The sequence below is a fragment of the Limnohabitans radicicola genome (assembly GCF_014837235.1).
Taxonomy (GTDB): Bacteria; Pseudomonadota; Gammaproteobacteria; order Burkholderiales; family Burkholderiaceae_C; genus Limnohabitans_A; species Limnohabitans_A radicicola.
This window is the reverse complement of sequence record NZ_JACYFT010000001.1, coordinates 775,399-793,759: the sequence shown is the minus strand read 5'-3', so window position 1 is coordinate 793,759 and position 18,361 is coordinate 775,399. Positions and strand designations below refer to the sequence as shown.

Here is an 18,361-nt window from a genome sequence, read left to right as displayed (position 1 = left end):
AAAATACGCGCTTAGCCGATCCGGCATCGTCAACTTAATGACGAAAAAAGAGCGCCAAAGGAACAAAAATCATGGCTGATATCTACAACGGCACAGATGGTGATGACACGATAGACCAGAACACATTGAGACTGGCGAACTATGTTCGTATTTACCCCGGTTCTGGGGATGACAAGGTCACTGTGAGTTATGCCTTTGTGCAAGGTGACGCGGGTAATGACTTGATCACAGATCTGACGGGTGCCAGCATTGTTGATTATTTCGCGTCGCCAATGGGAATTCGAGCCGATCTGACTACAGGCCGTGTCGCTGATGGTTATGGCACCACCGACATCCTGATCAATGTGCATGAGTTGCAAGGTTCGAACTTCAATGATGTCATCGTTGGCAGTGATTCAAATGACAGTTTTTCATTGAACAGAGGTGACGATCATCTGGATGGAGGCGCTGGCATTGATCAATTGAACATGTTTTACGCGATTGATAATTACGATATCCAGTACAAAAACGGTCAACTCACCGTTGCCAATAAGGATGTCAATGCTTCAGACGCGGGATTGAAAACGCTGGTCAGTGTTGAAAAAATCCGATTTGCCGGGAAGTCTGTTCCAGTTCGGGAATTGTTTCCTGAAATGTCCAACACCAGTAGCTATCAATTCAAAAGAGGTGCAGTTCCTGATTTGTACAACCTCTATCACTGGGGTGGCTGGAACACGGCATCAGTGGCTGTCAACTCGATCTTGACTCCTGACATCAATCACGACGGCAAGATGGACATCGTTGCCCAGCTTTGGCAGCGTGTGCCAGAAGGGGGCATGGCCACTGAATTGGCAACGCCCAATCGCCTGGTCATTTTGGAGTCGCAATCCGACGGGACTTATAAAGACACGACGGCCACACGCTTTAACACCACATCGGCTGTCGTCTTGGGCGGACAGCTCGGAGGTGTGGGTATTGCTGACTCCGGTGATATCAACAAAGACGGACAAATTGACTTCATCTTTGCGCTCAATCGTGATGACGGGCGCGCCGGCACCTTGACATCGGGCAACAGTTATCCCACGGCCATCATGTCCAAGCCCGATGGGACGTATGAAATACAGAACATTGGTGCGCCAGTCTGGAATTACTTTACGCAACTGATCAACGTTAACGGCAACTACCAAGCCTGGTTCAGTCAGATAGGTCATATCAACTCCACCATCAACTACGGTACTTATCCTGGTGGTTGGGTAGATGGCGTGCCCGCATACCAATACGATGTCGTCACTAAAAATTGGACGATTTCTTCGCAGCCCCCGATCAGTTCGTCATTCAACGTGCTTCCGGAGTTTGTGAGCAACGGCAAGGTAAATCGGATTTTCACCATGCTCGCGGACAGCTCTAAAGCTGTGGATATGTCAACCAGCGCACCTGGTCTTGCTTATCTGAGCGTTTACGCAGCATTGATGGATCAGGACGCAACGGGCCAATGGCGTGTGAGTTCGAGCAGCAACCCATTCAACTATGTGCCGAAGCAGTTCAAACTCAACTCTCAGACAGTGACTGGCCAGGTAGGCTTTGATGGTGAAGATACTTTTGCACTTGTAGAGTACTTTTTCAGACCCGGCTCGCTGGAAATTTTTCCTGGTTCTGGTCAAGTGGTCATGGCAACCAGGACGATGCTGGCTTTGAGCAAAGACGCCACATCTGGGGCATTGACCGCCACGGGCAACGATGCCGTAAAGATGGATTTTTACAGTGCCAAGCAAGATCAGATTGCCCGATTGCCCATCAAGATCGTGGGCATGCAGGAGGACGTTTATTCTTGGGCCTATTCGTATCTGGACATCAACAATGATGGATTGACTGACATTGCCCAGCAAGGTTGGAATCATGTGACTCAAACGGGGGGGGCGCCCAATGTCTACCTCAACACTGGGGCTGGTGTCTTTGTGCATCTGGACCCTTCACTCTTTCCCAAAGCTCCCGATTATTGGAACAAGCCTGGGATGAGTCAGTTCCTGGATGCCAATGGTGATGGCATTTATGACTTGTTGTACTACCCGGCTTATGCTGAAGCTCAGTACATTCCTGATACCAATTGGGAACTGTTTGAAGCCACTTCAACGCTTTCGAACGATGCCTACAAAGAAAGTATTGCGATTGCGGATCGATTTGAAAGTCCATTGATCAAGACCTGGGCTGGTGACGACACCGTGGCTGGCGTCAACATACATCAAGGCAGTAACCAGATTGATTTGGGGTCTGGATTCGATACGGTGCAGTATGCTTCCAAGAGTTCGAACTTCACGCTGGCAGTAGATGGCAATCACCTGTGGCATGTCAAAAGCAATGTGTTTGACGATGCCCTCAGGCATGTTGAAAAGATCCAGTTCTTGGACCGTTCGGTCATCATCGAATCAAAGCCCCACGGCAGCTATGCCGACCTGCCCGTGGGCTTGTACCAGTTCTTCATCACCGCCTTCAACGCAGCGCCGGGCGTGACCTACATGGACCAGCTCGCTGCAGCGTACCGGGCAGGCATGTCGGTCAAGCAAATCGTGGATGTGTTCACGACCAAGTCGCAGTTCACCGATGTGTACCCCACCAGTTTGAGCCACGGCCAGTTGGCGCAGGCGTTGGTGAACAACATCGTCAAGACGAGCGCCAGTGACGTCACCAAGCAACAAGCGGTCAAGGACATCACCGATGCCTTGGATTCGCCTGGCTGGACTGTTGGTAGAGTGATTTATCAGGTGTTTGGCAACTTGGCCAATTTTGCTTATAGCGACGCCACCTGGGGCAACACGGCCAAGCAGTTTGCCAACGAGATTGCGGTGGCCAAGACCTACACCGACACGCTGAGCCAGAGCACGACCGACTTGGCCACGCTCAGGAGCGTGATGGCGCCTGTGTCACACCTGAGCGATGTGTCCACACCTGAGCTTCAGATTAGCCTGATAGGGCAGGCTTTGCTGGGTTGATTTGGGGAATGTTCAGCCCAGTGTGGTGCTGTCAATCAACGCCATCCCAATCAGGTTGACAACCACGTTGTATGAGCTGACGTCGGTGTCTGCGCTGATCGGCGCCAGAATGGATTTCAGTGTTCCCAGATTGACCGTGCTTTGGTTCAAGGTGTCGGTGTAGGTCTTGGCCACCGCAATCTCATTGGCAAACTGCTTGGCTGTTCGCCCCCAGCTGGCATCTGTCTGTGGCAAGGTGGCCAGATTTCCGAACACTTGGTAGATCACATCGCCCACTGTCCAATGGACCAGGTTCATGGCATCCATGATGTCGTTAACGGCCTGTTGTTTGACAGCAGCAGATGCGCTGTCTTTGACGATGTTGTTAACCAGGTTGATGGCCAATTCTTGTGTCGAAAGCGTGGTTGGATAAGTATTGGTGAATTGGGGTTTGGTCGTGAAAATGTCTACGATCTGCTTGATGGTCAGGCCATAGCGATAGGCCGCTGCCAGTTGATCCATATAGGTCACACCAGGAGCCGCGTTGAAGGCCACAATGAAAAAGTGCCACAAAGACTCAGGTACATCTGCATAACTGGAGTGGGTTTGTCGCTCTATCGAGATGGTTTTATCTTGGAATTTGATGTTTTCGATGTTGATGGCCGATACGGTATCGCCAGTCGTTTTATTTTGCACAGACACCGTTCCGCTTGCATCCATATCCAACTTGTATTTGGATGCACTGCTGCCCAGCACCAATGTGTCATTACCATCACCTCCATCGACCAGGTCATTGCCTGAGAATCCGGCTATCTGATCGGTTCCTGCGCCACCTTTGAGGTAATCGTTGCCGAATGTTCCCAAAATACTGTCGTTGTTAGGTGAGCCATTGACGATGTTGTAGGAAGGCAGGTTGGTTGTGTAAGAGCCGCTGATCTTGGCAAGCACCGTTTGATCTTTGAGCAGTTGCGCACCAGTGATGCCCATCGGTTGGCTGTCTGAAAGTGCGATCCCAGTCAGTTTGCTGGCCACCATGTTCAGATTGTCCAGCGCAAGTGTCACGTTGGCTGTTGAATCTGTCACTTGTATGGCCGTGATTTGTGATTCTTGGGCCAATCTGACGGCAGTTGCAGCAGAAACGCCCGTCACAGCCCATGTCGGCAATGTGTCACTTGAATTCAGGGTGGCTGTGCTGATGAGAGCGATGTTTGTTTGTGCTGCGAGTAAAGATGCCAGTGTCTTTGATCCATCAGTGAACACAAAGTCAGTGGCGTTGGTCACCAGGTCCATGCCTGTACTTGTCTTGATGAGCAAGGTTTTCTTGTCTGCCGTGTTGGCCAAGACAGTCATGTTACTGCTGGGCAATTCGTAATTGATGGTGTTGCTGCTGGTGCCTGTGCCGGTGATCAGCTGTCCATCCCCACCAAAATAGACCTGCTGGCCTTTGCTTGCATCCAGGCTTGTTCGTGTGGTGCCGTCTGCCATGAGGTAGATGGACTGGTCTTTGAATTGGAGAATCTCGGCGTTGTACAGCCAATCCTGGATGGTCTCTCCTGCTGCTGTGACTTTGGCGTATGTGGCTGTCTGCAGTTTGAGTGTGTAGTCAGCGTAATTGTTGGCGTAGACCATGGTGTCTGTGCCGCCGCCGCCATAAAAGTAAGCGTGGAAGCCGACTTTGGAATAAACAATGTCATTGCCGTCGTTGCCGAAGACGTTGGCACCTGCGCGATCCGACAGGCGGTAGTCAAACACATTGCTTTGTGAGTCGCCGATGGCCAGTGCTCTGGCTGTCGGCGTGATTTTGGCCTCCGTGAGATCGCCACCAAGATAGATTCCGGTGGTGCTCGCAGTGATGCTGGCCGTAGATGTTGGGGCTGCGTAAATATTCAGATTTTGGAGAGGCTTTCCGGCATATTGGTCGATGACTCTGAAGGAATAAGACTCACCGGATGAATTGGTGATTTTCCCCACAAGATCTGCGCCAACCTTTTCAAGATAAACAAGTTTTGGACTCGGGTCGCCCATGTAAATTTGCAACATGTGACTGCCCAGAGTGCTTTCAACGCGAATGGTGTCGTTGGCATTCATGGATGCGAAACCCCGGATGTAATCAAAGCCGGCTCCTCTGCTGATCAAGGTGTTGTTGCCCTCCATCCCGTAAAGAACGCTGGAGCCTGCTGACCCTGTGATCTGATCATTGCCAGCCCCACCCACGATGATGGCTACGCTGTTGGTGTTGTTTTGACCACTGAGCGTGCTGGCTTCGTCATTTGTGCCAATCATCAAGTAAGGCTCAGCACTCAAAGAGTAGTCACCCGGTTTTGCGATTTTGTACAGGCCATCAAAAACTTGGGTTGTGCTGCCAATCAGCGCAATGGCCTCAATGGCATTGGCTGAATTGAGCGCTGGCAGGGAAAGTAGCGTACTTGTTTTGTATAGAACATCGCTCACCAAATAAACAGGCTGCCAGTCCACAGTGAAATGAATTCCGCTCAGCACTTGCAATGAAAAAGTACTGGTGACTGCACTGCGGTCGAGTTTGATGTAGTCGTCTTTGGCGTTGGTTCCCAACAGTGTTTTTTGGGTATTACTGGGGCTGTTGACCAGATAAATCTGTGTGGGCATGTGATTTGATTTGTTGAATTTGAAACATTTATCAATTTAACAAATTTGAAATTGCAAAGTCGAGATCTGAGCCGATGGCGCCTAAAAAATTTTGACGAATAATTTCCAGTCTTAAATTAAAACTATATATTTCAATAAATTGCTTCTTTGACTTCTCTAATTACGTCCACTCAACCCCATCACTTGACCGAACAGGAGAATCTTCATGCCCATGACCATTGAACAGCGCAATGATGCGTACCGGTTTTTTTCTATTGCTTTTGGTGCAGTGCCAGGCTCCGACTACTACGCCCAGCTTGAGCAGGCCTATGCCGCAGGGATGTCTTCCAAGGCCGTGGTGAATGCATTCGCTGAAAAGTCTCAATTCCTTGGGATTTATCCCAGCAGTCTGTCTAACCAGACCTTTGCCAACTTGATTGTTGAGAATGTTGTAGGTGACTCCGCCTCTAACGCAGCCAAGTCGGATGCCAAAAAACAGGTAGTCGATGCGCTGGATGCGAATTGGACTCGTGGCGACATCGTCTACCAGCTGTTTACCAACTTGGCAGCCAAGACTGCCGATGACCCAGATTGGGCCGGGACGGCAAAACTGATGAGTAACAAAGTGGAGGTGGCCAAGTACGTCAGCGAGTACCGCCCGTTGACGACCACTGACCTGCCTACCTTGCAGAATGCACTCAAAACGGTGACCAAAGACACTGATGTTTCATCAGCCGATGCGATCAAGGCTGTGGTGGCTGCCGCAGGGGTGAACCTGGGCGGCTTGACGCCACAGACGAGCAGTTCAGACAACTATGTTGGCACTGCGGGCAACGATGCGGTGGACGGTGGTATTGGCAATGACACCCTAAAAGGTGGAGATGGCAATGATGTCCTGATTGGTGGCAGTGGTGCTGACTCATTGTCTGGTGAGCGGGGGCAGGACTACATCGAGGGGGGGAGTGGTGCTGACTGGATTGACTTGGGCAGTTATGCAGACAGTGTTTACGTCTCTGGTTATTACAAAGGCAATGTCTATGTGTCTGGGTATGACAAATACACCTTTGATGCTTCGTTTGAATTCGCCGACGGCGGGGATGGTGCAGACACCATCCTTGGCGGGTTGGGAACTGATTTGATCAATGGCGGGGAAGGGGCTGATTTTATTTACGGCGATGGGCAAGGCTACTACTCGGAGTACACAGAAGCCCCTGGTGTGAGCAAGGACGCATTGAGTCACATGTACATGGACACCATCCGCGGTGGCGCTGGGGATGATCAAATTTATGCGCAGTTTGGCAACGATGTTGTGTACGGTGATGAGGGCAATGACACGGTCAGTGGCGGCACGGGCAATGACTACATCGACGGTGGTGATGGCAATGATTCGTTGGATGGGGGAACGGGCAGCGACACGTTGCTGGGTGGCAATGGCGATGATCGAATGTCGATGTCACAAATGTCGCCTGGTGTGACCGGGGTCATGAGCGGCGGCGCAGGCAACGACACGATCCAGTTGTACACCGAGCGCGACGGGTTGAAAGCGGCCATCACAGCAGGAGACGGCGCGGACAGCATCAGTCTCCTTATGTCGACCGATGCGCAGGTATCGTTGGATTTGACCGAGACCGTGCAAAGCAAAGACACATTGGAAGTCCTGTGGAACACATATGACAACAAACAGCCACTCAATCCTGTAGTCGTCAATGGCTTTTCACTTGGAAATGATGTGCTGAATGTTGATCTGTTCTACTTTTATGGACAAAGCTATTACTCCTACAGCTACATGTCGCAATCCATGAGTTACGATGGAAAGACCGTTTACAAAAACCATGTTCAAACGGTCAGCAGTCCATCCACCCCTTGGCTGACTGCCACCGGGTCAGGCGTGGACTCTTCAGGCAAGGGCATTTTTGTCATCAAAGGTGCACAGGCACCTGCTGCTGATCTGGTCTCGGTGGCTGCGTTCCTTGACCCTTACGGCAACAACGCCAGCTATAGCAAGTCAACCAAGCATTATTTTGTTTTCGACATCGCCAATGTGGGCATGGGCGTATATCTGTTCACCGATGACACCGGTGCCAACGCCAAAATCGTGGCCGATGAGCTGACGCCGTTGGTCGTGTTGACAGGCGTCTCGACTGCGCAGCTGGATTCGTCCCAGCCAGGTTTCTTTATGGTTTGAAGTTTGGACAAACATCCTCGGCGGAAGAGGGTGTAAATCTTCATATAGGAGTTGTGTATAATCAACTCCTATATGAATTTTCTGATCCGCGTTCCTTTAAACACTTCGCCTGAGCAGCATGCACGTCTGTGTGAGCTGCGAGGGGTGTTTGCGCGGGTCTGCAATGAGTTGGCGCCGCAAGTGCAGCAGTCGAAGGTGTGGAACCGCGTTGCCTTACACCATTTGCACTACCGTGGTCTGCGCGAGAAGTTCCCCACTTTGGGCTCGCAGATGGTTTGCAACGCCATTTATGCTGTGTCCAAGATGGCGCGGCTGATTTACCAGCACCCCGCCAGTCCTTACAGTTTGGCCCGCCGTCCAGGGCAGCCTTTGCCGCTGCTAAAGTTTGCCGACAGTTGCCCTGTCTACTTTGATCGCCATACCCTGAGCATCAAAGGCGGGCAATTGTCTTTGTTCACGATGGATGGGCGCATGCGTTTTGAGTTGTCACTTGATGCTGACAAATTGGCGCTGTTTTCGCAAACAAAGCTGCGAGAGGTCGTGCTCAATGAGCGACTGGATCACACGTTTGAATTGTCCTTTCATTTGTCTTCGCTGGATGCGTCTGAGTCTGTGGCAGACAGCGACTTGTCTGAAGAGGCTTCTGACGCAGTGAGCGGTTCGAGCCCTTCCATTCCCGAATATGTATCTGTAGAGATTGCACCATGAAGCCTGATTCATCGTTATCCGAATTGCGCCTGGCGTTGCTGGGCTTTAAATCTGTCTGGCGTTCGGTGATTGTCATCAGCCTGATCATTGGCTTGCTTGGCTTCACGTCAACAGTCTATATGTTGGAAGTCTATGACCGTGTGGTGACCAGTCGCAGTGTGACCACTTTGCTGATGTTGACTGTGGTGGCTTTTGGTGCCTATGCGGTGATGGAGGTTCTTGAAAAAATCCGGTCAAGAATGTTGTGGAGTGTGGGTATTCAGTTTGAGCTTAAGTTGGTGGATCGTGTTTACAACGCCATGTTCGATGGGTTGTTGAAAAAACAAATGGGTGGCGCGCTGACAGTGCAAAACGATTTGCGTACGGTGCGCGAGTTTTTCAATAATCCTGCCCTGAGTGCGGTATTTGAAGTCCCCATGGCATTGGTTGCTGTGGTGTTGATTTTCTTCATCAACCCATTGTTGGGTTGGGCTGCCTTTGTGGGGGCGCTGATGCAAACCTTTGTGGCGTGGTTGTTGCAGCGTGCATCGCGCAAGCCCTTGTTGGAGGCGCAGCGCCGTTCACAAGAGGCGCAGATTTATGCAGAGGCGTCTTTACGTAACACGCAAGTGATGGAGTCTATGGGCATGATGCCCGCCGTGATGGCCCAGTGGCAAAAAAAGCAGCAAGCGTTTTTGGCATTTCAAGCCAGAGCATCTGAGTCTGCTGGCGGATTGAATGCCGTGTCCAAGTTGCTGCAGCAATTGATGGGCTCAGTTATGCTGGGTTTGGCTGCCTGGATGTTGCTCGAGCACAGTTTGAATGGTGGCTCGTCGATGATGATCATCAGCTCGGTACTGGCTGGTCGGCTGTTGACGCCTTTGACGCAAGTGGTTCAGCAATGGAGTGCGCTGGTCAGTGTGACGGCATCGTGGACTCGTCTTGAGCAATTGCTGGCCTTGGTGCCAGCGCGAGCCAGCAACATGGCTTTGCCCGCGCCAAAAGGGGAGTTGATCGTCGAGGCTTTGACGGCTGCGCCTCCCGGTCAGGCTCAGCCCGTCTTGCGAGGCGTGCAATTTGGATTGCCTCCAGGGTGCGTCTTGGGTGTGATTGGTCCATCCGCTTCTGGCAAAACTTCTTTGGCACGATTGCTGATGGGTATTTGGGTGCCCATGGCCGGCAAAGTACGCCTGGATGGTGCCGATGTCCATATTTGGGATAAGGAGGAACTTGGGCCCTATTTGGGATACCTTCCGCAGGGTGTGGAGTTGATGGAAGGAACCTTGGCCGAAAACATTGCCCGTTTTGGTGATGTCGATATGGGCCGTGTACAAGATGCGGCAAGGCTGGTCGGCTTGCACGAGTTCATTTTGTCGTTGCCTGATGGATATGAAACGGCTGTGGGTCGTGATGGCGGTTTGTTGTCTGGCGGTCAGCGACAACGTGTGGCCTTGGCGCGTGCCTTGTTTGGAAATCCTGTATTGGTTGTTCTGGATGAGCCCAATTCCAGCTTGGATGAGGCGGGTGATGCTGCTTTGTCTCAAGCGATCCAGGTAATGAAGTCCCGTGGAACCACGTTTGTCGTGATCACCCACAGAACCAGTGTACTGTCAGTGACTGATCGGTTGTTGTTGCTCCGGGATGGCACACAGCAAATGTATGGGCCAACTGCGGAAGTCATGCAAAAGCTCATGCCTGCACAAGTGCCCACTCAGGCTGCGCCCGTTGTTGCCCAAGGCGCTTGAGGATTGAACATGATGAAAAACAATAATCCGGTTTCACGCAGTGGTTTGTCGGAAGTTCTGTGGTCATTCCGGCGCGAATTTTTGGTGGTTGGATTGTTCAGCATGGTGGTCAACTTGCTGATGTTGACGCCAACGGTCTACATGCTGCAGGTTTTTGACCGCGTGATGATGAGCCAGAGTTATTTGACATTGGTCGTGGTGTCGTTGCTGACCTTGTTTTTGTTTGGGGTGATGGCGTTCGCTGAGTGGGCTCGTTCCATCATGCTGGTGCGTACTGGAGTCAAGTTGGACCAGGCACTCAGCCAGCGCGTCTTCAAGGCCAGTTTTCTTTCATATTTGAATCCCAGTGAGACAGCTCCGGCAAAGGCCTTCACCGACCTGACTGTGTTACGCCAATTCATGACTGGTAATGGTGTCTTCGCGTTCTTTGATGTGCCCTGGATTCCTATTTATTTGGGGGTGCTGTTTTTGCTTCATCCTTGGTTGGGTATCGCCGCTATTTTGTTTGCATTGATCCAGGCCGTGATTGCGGTTCTGGGACACCGAATGACCAAAGATGCGCAATCCGTTTCCACCAAGGTGCAAGGCGAGGCGCAGAACTTCTTGCAGTCCAAACTGCGCAATGTAGAGGTGCTCAGCTCCATGGGTATGCTCAGCAGTTTGTATCGGCGTTGGTTGGGCAAGCAGCATCATGCCTTGGTGTCGACGGGCGAGGCGCAGCAAAAACTGGGTGTAGTGTCTGCTGTCAGCAAGTTTGTACGTTATGTTCAGCAATCGCTCAGTCTGGGCATTGGCGCATGGTTGGTGATTCGTGGGGAGCTGAGCCCGGGGGCCATGATTGCGGCCAACGTCATGATGACGCGGGCTTTGGCGCCCATTGATTTGTTGGTCGCAACCTGGCCTCAATTTTTGACAGCCAAAGAAGGCTATGCCCGATTGCATGCTCTCTTGGGCTTTCAGCATGCTGGCCGGGATCAGGTGATCACCCAAGCGCCGATAGGAAATTTGCAAATTGAAGCGCTCACTGTTCGGGTGCCTGGACGAGACAAACCTCTGCTTGATCATGTCAGTTTCTCTGCGCTACCTGGCACTGTGACCGTGGTTTTGGGCCCGTCAGGTTCGGGAAAGTCCACATTGGCGAGGGCCATGCTGGGTATTTGGCCTGAGTTTGAGGGCCGAATCCTGCTGGACGATCAGCCTGTTGAGCGATTGACCCGTGAAAGTTTGGGGGGGTACTTGGGTTATTTGCCACAAGACATTGAGCTCTTTGATGGCACGATTGCGGAAAATATTGCCCGCATTGGTGAGGTCGACCCAGTCAAAGTGATCTCAGCTGCTGAAGCTGCGGGCCTGCATCAAATGATCTTGCGGTTCCCGAACGGTTATGACACCCGTGTCGGTCAGGGCGGTTCTTTCTTGTCTGGTGGTCAGCGTCAACGCATTGGTCTGGCCCGCGCACTCTATGGCGATCCCTCTTTGGTGGTACTGGATGAACCCAATGCCAACTTGGACGACGAGGGCGAAAACGCTTTGCTCAAAGCGGTGCAGCTGATGAAAGATCAGGGCAAAACGGTTGTGCTGATCAGTCACCGACCCGGTGTGATTCAGGTGGCCGATCGCCTGGTGCTTTTGCAGGATGGCAAGCTGGTGGCCAGCGGTCCTCGGGATGGCGTTTTGGCGGCCATACAGCAACAACGTGAAAGTGCTGCTGCAGCAGCGCTCCCTACTGCTTGAGTGTGCAAGCATTTGTTTCAGAATTTTATTGAGGTCTGGTGATGTTGAATCAAAAAATGTCTTCACTGAGTAAGTCAATCGTCGACGATGTCAAGGTCAAAGCCGCAGGCGACGAAGAAGCTTTGCGTGCCTCGTCTGATACGCGCAGCATTGCGCGCAAAGCCATGTGGGTTTTGGGCTTAGGTTTTGGCGGCTTTCTGGTTTGGGCTGCGCTGGCGCCTTTGGATGAGGGTGTGCCAACACCTGGCATGGTGACCATCGACACTAAGCGCAAGTCGGTCCAGCACTTGACGGGTGGCATCGTCAAAGAGGTTCTGGTTCGCGAAGGAGATATGGTCAAGGAAGGGCAGGTACTGATGCGTTTGGATGAAGCCATCAGCAAAGCCAACTATGAATCGGTGCGTCAGCGTTATCTGGGACTCAGCGCCATGCAGAGTCGCCTCAAGGCTGAGCAGTCTGGGGCTGGCCGTGTGAGTTTTGAGCGGGATGTGCTCGATGCGGCAGCGTCTGATGTCTATGTGGCGCAGCAAGTGAACAATCAGCGGCAGTTGTTTGATTCTCGGCGCACGGCTTTGCAGGCTGATTTGCAGGTCTTCTTGGAGTCCATTGAAGGCTTGAAAGCTCAGCGTGAGGCGGTCCAGGCCATGTTGGTTCAGCGTCAGCAGCAATTGGCGTTGCTCAAGGAGGAGTTGAGCAATACCCGTGAGTTGGTGAAAGATGGGTATGCGCCTCGCAATCGTCAAATGGAATTGGAGCGCATGGTTGCGGATGTGCAGGCCAGCCTGGCAGACTTGAATGGCAACACGATTCGTATCACACGCGCTATCGCCGAGGCCAGTCAGCGGTCTTTGGCTCGCCAGTCCGAATACCGCAAGGAGGTTGAGTCCCAAATGGCCGATGTGGCACGTGAAGTGCAGGCCGACGCAGAAAAATACGCGGCTCAAAAAGCTGACTTGCAGCGTGTGGAAATCCGCTCACCTGCAGCAGGACAAGTTGTAGGACTGACTGTGCAAACGGTGGGTGCAGTAGTGCAGCCAGGGCAGAGGCTCATGGATGTTGTGCCGGATCATCAGCCACTGGTTCTGGAGACGCACATTGCGCCGCATTTGATTGACAAAGTGCAAGCGGGATTGTCGGCCGATGTGCGCTTCAATTCCTTTGCACATTCGCCACAATTGGTGGTTCAAGGCAAAGTGCTTTCTGTGTCCGGTGATTTGCTCTCTGATCCACAAAATCCCCAGGCGGCTTACTATCTGGCACGATTGGAAGTGACGCCCGATGGCATGAAGGTGCTGGGGGCTCGTCAAATGCAGCCAGGCATGCCCGCTGAGGTGGTGATCAAAACTGGCGAACGCTCCATGTTGAAGTACTTGCTCAGTCCGTTGACCAAGCGACTGGCTGGCGCCATGAAGGAAGAGTGATGACATTCCACTTCCCCAAAAATTGCATTGCTCTGGCGGTTTATCTTTGTGCTGCATCAGCCAGTGGCATGAATTTGCTGGAGACTTACCGACTGGCGTTGGAGCAGGATGCGACAATTCGCGCATCCCGCGCTGCATTGGAATCTGGGCGTGAACGTTTGCCGCAAGCACGGGCCCAGTTGTTGCCTTCTGTTCAAGCGAATGTGGGGCGTACCTACAGCGATTTGAACACCACCTCACCGAATTTCCTCGGGCAAGAGACAACCACCAACAGCACTTATTACAGCTTTGGAAAAACGGTTTCTTTGCGTCAACCGCTTTTCAGTCCGCAACGGTATTTTCAGTACCAACAGGCCAAAGACCAAGTTGCCGATGCAGAGGCAATACACCAGCGAGATCTGCAAGAGTTGATTGTGCGTGTGGGTGGGGCCTACATGGAGGCGTTGCTGACAGATGACCAACTCAAGTTGGTTTTGGCTCAAAAGCAGCAATACACCGCCATGGTAGATGCTGCCAAGAAGGCTTTGAAGGCGGGTTCTGGAACGCGCACCGATGTGGACGATGCTCAGGCCCGTCTGGACATGGCCTTGGCCTCGGAGCTTGAGGCGCGTCAGAACAAGGATTACACACATCGCCAGCTGGAAATCCTTGTGAATCAACCGGTCGACAAGTTGTCTTTACTCAGCTTGCCGGGCCTGGCCGCTTTGCCCGCTGAGCTGCCTTCACTTGAGTCATGGATTGAAATGGCGCAAAACACCAGTCCCGAAATTTTGTCTTTGACAGCCAGACTGGCGGCTGCTGAAAAAGAAATCTCGAAAGCGAAGTCAGGACATGCGCCAGTTATCGATGGGGTGGTTCAGTGGAATGACAGTGGCAATGAGAACGTAACACGACTGAACTCTCGGTTTGTGACCAAGTCCGTGGGTGTTCAATTGGTTGTTCCCATTTTCCAGGGGGGGTATGTGACGTCTCAGGTTCGCCAAGCAGTGGCTGAACGAACACGCATGGAGGAGGCGCTAGAGGCAACCCGACGCGATTTGAATTTGCGCATCCATAAAGAGTACCGAGGTGTGACCGAAGGGGCGCTCAAAGTCCGCGCTTTGGAGCAAGCTCAACGCTCTGCTGAGCAGTTGTTGCAGTCCACGATCAAGTCCAAGCAGGCCGGGGTGAGGACGACGCTCGACATTCTGAATGCTGAACAGCAATTGGCACAAGTGTCACGAGACCTGGTGCAAGGTCGTTATTTGTATTTGATGTCCAGATTGCGCTTGTCTTCACTGGTCGGCAAGCCTCCGCTGGAGGTGTTGACGGAGGTGGCTCAAGCTTTTGAGCCTTGAACGAAACCAGTCCTGAGAACTTCTGGCCCGCTTGCTGCGGGCCATGTTTCATGGTCAAGGCAAGACTTCGAAAGTGCCTAACTCCACGCGTTGGTTTTGCGGCTTGAGGATCAGATAAACGGGGTACTTGCCAGGCTTGGCGATCAGGGCAGGAGGAATTTCTGCGCTGCCGCCAACGTTAGGGGTAATGGCCATGCCTGTGAGTTGAGTGTTGTCAAACCACACTTGCGCGGATTCTGCGCTGTGAACCCCGCGTTGTTCGAACCACAATGCCGAATTGCCGTTGGCTTGAATAGCAAAGCCCTTTCCGGCTTTGGTCCCCTGCGGCCCCCACTTCAAAATTGAAACTTCTACTTTGTTTTCTGTTGAAGCTGGAGTTTTGACGTCATCGCTGCAAGCGAGCAATAAACTGGCGATGGCCATACAGAGAATAGTGTTGATTTTTTTCATCATCAGGGTCCGTTTAGGGTTGAGTTTTTTTGACTGAGAGCATCCTTAAGGACATTCAGTGTTGCATGCTTTTGAGTATGAGCAAGTAGTTGCCGGGGCTAATGGTCTGCACGTCAAACAAAGTGATGTACTCAGAGGGTATGAATTTAAACCGTGCAGCGTTAACGGCCAGCATGTTCGCACCATGTTGATCAAGCAGTCGCTTCAATTTTTCTGCATCTGCAACATGACAGTCTGTCGTGCAGTTCAGCATTTGACTGTATCTCCCCGGGCCGAACCAATCACCAATGACCTGACCTTCAAAGAAATAGACGGCATTTTCATAACCAATTTGGATGATTTTATTGCCAAGCTTATGCCTTAAATCATTGGCTGCCTGCATCACCTTGAAGCCTGATCGGCTCTCAAGACTCTGCGACCACGTCTTTGACTCTGCGCTTACGATACCCCGCTTGTTGTATGGCCAAGATAAGGCGAGCGCAGTCAAGATAATTAGCCCAATCCAACTCAGAGCAGGGCTAAATTTACGCAATTTTTTTTGAAGCTGTTCGGGGCCGGCATAAAACAACCAAGCTGTTGTGAGAAAAACACCTGCTGGCAGTATGGGAGTCGTATACCGAGCGACTTGGGAGGTGGTTTGCCAAGCCAAAATATACGTGAGTACGATTAAGGCAAGTGCTCGCGTGGATACATGCCAAAGACGTGGCTGCAACAGTGACAGAAGGCCGGGTAATAGACAGAGAATTCCAGCTTTCTGTAATGACGAGAACAGCAAAAGAGGATTTTTACTTGTGCCGTGTGTTGCTTGTTCTTGTTGCTGTGAGAGTAAATCAGCCGAATTCCAAAGGTAATGACCAAAAAAGTTTCCCCCTGCAGGATGTATAGGGTCTCCTGAAATGATGTAGCTTCTGATGTACCACCCTAAACCAAATAAGCCAGCAGAGGCAGAATAGAGCCATACAGATTGCCTGCGCCATCCTTTGTTGAATAGCAAGGTAATGCCGATCATGATGACAATCACCGCACCAAAAAGCTTTGTGCCAGCTGCGGTGCCAGCCAATAATCCGCAAATCACAACCCAGCCAGTTCCAGGTGATGACTGTTCGCGTAATGCCATAGTCATCGCTACCATTGCAGCCCAACTGAACATCATCAGCAAATTGTCAATGTATGCGTAGCCAAGTGTTTCTTGTAGGGGGCTGAGACTCCAGAACAGTCCAATGGCGAGCCATCCACTCCACTTGGATTTGAGAAATTCCTGGCAAGCGCCATAAATCCCTATGGCTGTCACTGTGAGAGGGATAGCCGTCGCGATCACTTGTGCGCGAACTTCGCTTCCCCATGTTAGTGCGAAGGTGAACAACAAATTTCCATTGTGCGGAAACAATGGGAAGCGCAACCAAGGGGTGACGCTCAGCTGATGTTCTTGCAGATAGTGTCTGGCGTAAGGCAGGTGATAACTGGTGTCGTCCCACAAGCCTGGCGGTTTGATGCATAGCCAAGTCAGCGTTAAGCCAATGCACAAGAAAATAATTCCGGTTGAGCTCCCTTGTAAAAGAGACATCCAATTAGGTATGAGGGCCGATTTCGTGCGTGTCGTCCATAGCTGCATGCATGCGAGTAACCACAGGCTCAGCAGCGAGATGATCATGACTGAGGGGCTTAATACTTTGAAAAGTCCCAGCAGAAACAGCATCTGACTGACCACCGCCAGTCCCGTGCATGTTGCGATAAAGATAATCAGAGAAAAATTAATTTCTAGAGGGCTGACTACTGATTCAAATTTTCTTGAGAAATTAAATAACCTAGGTGTTTTTAATACTGCCAAGCCCAATGTCGCGCAATAAACGCAGAACATCAGGCCCCAAAAAAATTCAGTCAGGCCTGTCAAGTGGGTTGGAGCGTTGAGCATTTTGCTGTGCTGATGACTGAGTTATTGACCTTGAGAGGTCAATACGATGCCGGCTACGATCAAACCTATTCCAGTCATGTAAGAGGTGCTGAAACGTTCGCCAAAGAAAAAATAAGTTGCCACAGGGACCAAGACGAAAGCCAAGGCCATCAATGGATAAACTTTTCCGAGTTCACTTCGTGAAAGAACCCAAATCCAGACCAGCGTAGTAAACCCATAAAGCACCATGGCGGCAATAAAAAGGGTTATCGTTTGAGAGGTCAACAATCCATGGGTTTGATAGGCCTTTGCGCACAATTTGAAGAGAATTTGGCCGCAAGCAATCCCAACAACACACAGCAATGCGATCAGAGTGGTCATTATGATGACTTTTTCCAGATGTGCTGAAGTGGACGTTTAGGTATACGGGACATGTCGTTAGCCAAAAAAGCCAGAATGAACTGTAGACCCAGAATAAGAGGGAGTGCAGAAAGCATGACGGTTCCGGCACTTGTGGCAACGCCTGTGCGAATGGATGTGATCCATGCAATTGAACCAAAGATGAGTCCGAAAAGCAGCAGTAGCAGGCCGATTGGCAATTCAACTGAAGCGATGGACATATCGCGCAGGTAATAGTTGTAAAAAATACGTTTCAGTAGATTCCTTGTGTGTTTCATCAGAAACTCCGGCAGAATTTTCCCGATCTTTAGACTGCTTTCCTCATCGCCATACTTTGCATCCATGGGAATATCTACAACCACAGCGCCCAGTGTATTGAGTCTGAACAACATATCTGTTTCGAAAAAATAACGCTGACTGATTTTTGCGTAAGGCAAACGCAGAGCAACTGAGCGATGGATTGCGGTGTAACCGTTGGTGGGGTCAAAAAGATCCCAGTAGCCCGTGGATAACTTTGACATGAAAGACAACACAGCATTGCCAATCAGTCTTATTGTTGGCATCTGATGAATTTGCTCCAAGTCAAAAAAACGATTGCCTTTGGTGTAGTCTGCTTGCCCTTGCAAGATCGGTGCAATGAATTGAGGTAGCAAGGACGGATCCATTTGACCATCACCGTCAATTTTGACCATGATGTCCGAGCCGTCGTTCAGTGCAGCCAAATAGCCGGTGATGACTGCGCCCCCCACTCCTTTGTTTTCGAGGTTGCTCAGTACTTGAATCCGAGGGTCGTGAGCATGGGTTTTGACAAATGAGCCAGAGGCATCCGGACAGCAGTCGTCTACAACGTAGATGGCGCTCACCTCCGGGCCAATGGCCTCAAGCACACTCAGAATTTGTTTTGTGACCTTGTAGGCCGGGATGACGACAGCGGTTTTCATGTGTGAGCACTTGACAAGCCAC

At 51.3% G+C, this 18,361-nt stretch carries 12 protein-coding genes; 7 read left to right on the top strand and 5 right to left on the bottom strand.

Annotated elements, in window-relative coordinates; all coding sequences use genetic code 11:
* Positions 1-71: 71 nt before the first annotated feature.
* On the top strand, positions 72-2,966 hold the full coding sequence (locus IC609_RS03960) for an FG-GAP-like repeat-containing protein (RefSeq protein WP_191818140.1): 2,895 nt from the start codon (positions 72-74) through the stop codon (positions 2,964-2,966).
* Between the two features lie 12 nt (positions 2,967-2,978).
* On the opposite strand, the gene IC609_RS03955 is transcribed toward IC609_RS03960, so the two are convergent.
* Positions 2,979-5,570, bottom strand: coding sequence for a hypothetical protein (locus IC609_RS03955; RefSeq protein WP_191818139.1), 2,592 nt, complete (start codon positions 5,568-5,570; stop codon positions 2,979-2,981).
* Between the two features lie 205 nt (positions 5,571-5,775).
* Here IC609_RS03955 and IC609_RS03950 point away from each other — a divergent pair, with 205 nt between their 5' ends.
* The 6 genes from IC609_RS03950 to IC609_RS03925 all read left to right on the top strand — a co-directional run bounded on the left by IC609_RS03950 (position 5,776) and on the right by IC609_RS03925 (position 14,658).
* Complete coding sequence (locus IC609_RS03950; RefSeq protein ID WP_191818138.1) at positions 5,776-7,734, top strand: calcium-binding protein; 1,959 nt, start codon at positions 5,776-5,778, stop codon at positions 7,732-7,734.
* 72 nt (positions 7,735-7,806) lie between these two features.
* Positions 7,807-8,442 carry a hypothetical protein gene (locus IC609_RS03945; RefSeq protein ID WP_191818137.1) on the top strand — a complete coding sequence of 212 codons (636 nt, stop codon included), beginning with the start codon at positions 7,807-7,809 and terminating at the stop codon, positions 8,440-8,442.
* A complete protein-coding gene (locus IC609_RS03940) occupies positions 8,439-10,166 on the top strand; it encodes a type I secretion system permease/ATPase (protein ID WP_191818136.1) in 1,728 nt (575 codons plus the stop codon). The genes IC609_RS03945 and IC609_RS03940 overlap by 4 nt, the downstream gene beginning before the upstream one ends.
* A gap of 9 nt (positions 10,167-10,175) precedes the next feature.
* On the top strand, positions 10,176-11,900 hold the full coding sequence (locus IC609_RS03935; RefSeq protein WP_333473632.1) for a type I secretion system permease/ATPase: 1,725 nt from the start codon (positions 10,176-10,178) through the stop codon (positions 11,898-11,900).
* Between the two features lie 56 nt (positions 11,901-11,956).
* Positions 11,957-13,321 (top strand): HlyD family type I secretion periplasmic adaptor subunit, encoded by a 1,365-nt coding sequence (locus tag IC609_RS03930; RefSeq protein ID WP_225223977.1) that lies wholly within the window; start codon positions 11,957-11,959, stop codon positions 13,319-13,321.
* Positions 13,321-14,658: a TolC family outer membrane protein gene (locus IC609_RS03925; protein ID WP_191818134.1), complete on the top strand. Its 1,338-nt coding sequence runs from the start codon at positions 13,321-13,323 to the stop codon at positions 14,656-14,658. The genes IC609_RS03930 and IC609_RS03925 overlap by 1 nt, the downstream gene beginning before the upstream one ends.
* 54 nt (positions 14,659-14,712) lie before the next feature.
* Here the strand turns inward: IC609_RS03925 and IC609_RS03920 are convergent, their stop codons facing one another.
* Genes IC609_RS03920 through IC609_RS03905 form a run of 4 tightly spaced genes read right to left on the bottom strand, consistent with a single transcriptional unit; the run spans position 14,713 to position 18,339 of the window.
* On the bottom strand, positions 14,713-15,108 hold the full coding sequence (locus tag IC609_RS03920) for a hypothetical protein (RefSeq protein ID WP_191818133.1): 396 nt from the start codon (positions 15,106-15,108) through the stop codon (positions 14,713-14,715).
* Between the two features lie 55 nt (positions 15,109-15,163).
* Positions 15,164-17,020: a hypothetical protein gene (locus IC609_RS03915; RefSeq protein WP_191818132.1), complete on the bottom strand. Its 1,857-nt coding sequence runs from the start codon at positions 17,018-17,020 to the stop codon at positions 15,164-15,166.
* 21 nt (positions 17,021-17,041) lie between these two features.
* Positions 17,042-17,380, bottom strand: a complete 339-nt coding sequence (locus tag IC609_RS03910; RefSeq protein ID WP_191818131.1) for an EamA family transporter — start codon at positions 17,378-17,380, stop codon at positions 17,042-17,044.
* Positions 17,380-18,339, bottom strand: a complete 960-nt coding sequence (locus IC609_RS03905; RefSeq protein ID WP_191818130.1) for a glycosyltransferase family 2 protein — start codon at positions 18,337-18,339, stop codon at positions 17,380-17,382. The genes IC609_RS03910 and IC609_RS03905 overlap by 1 nt, the downstream gene beginning before the upstream one ends.
* Positions 18,340-18,361: the final 22 nt, after the last annotated feature.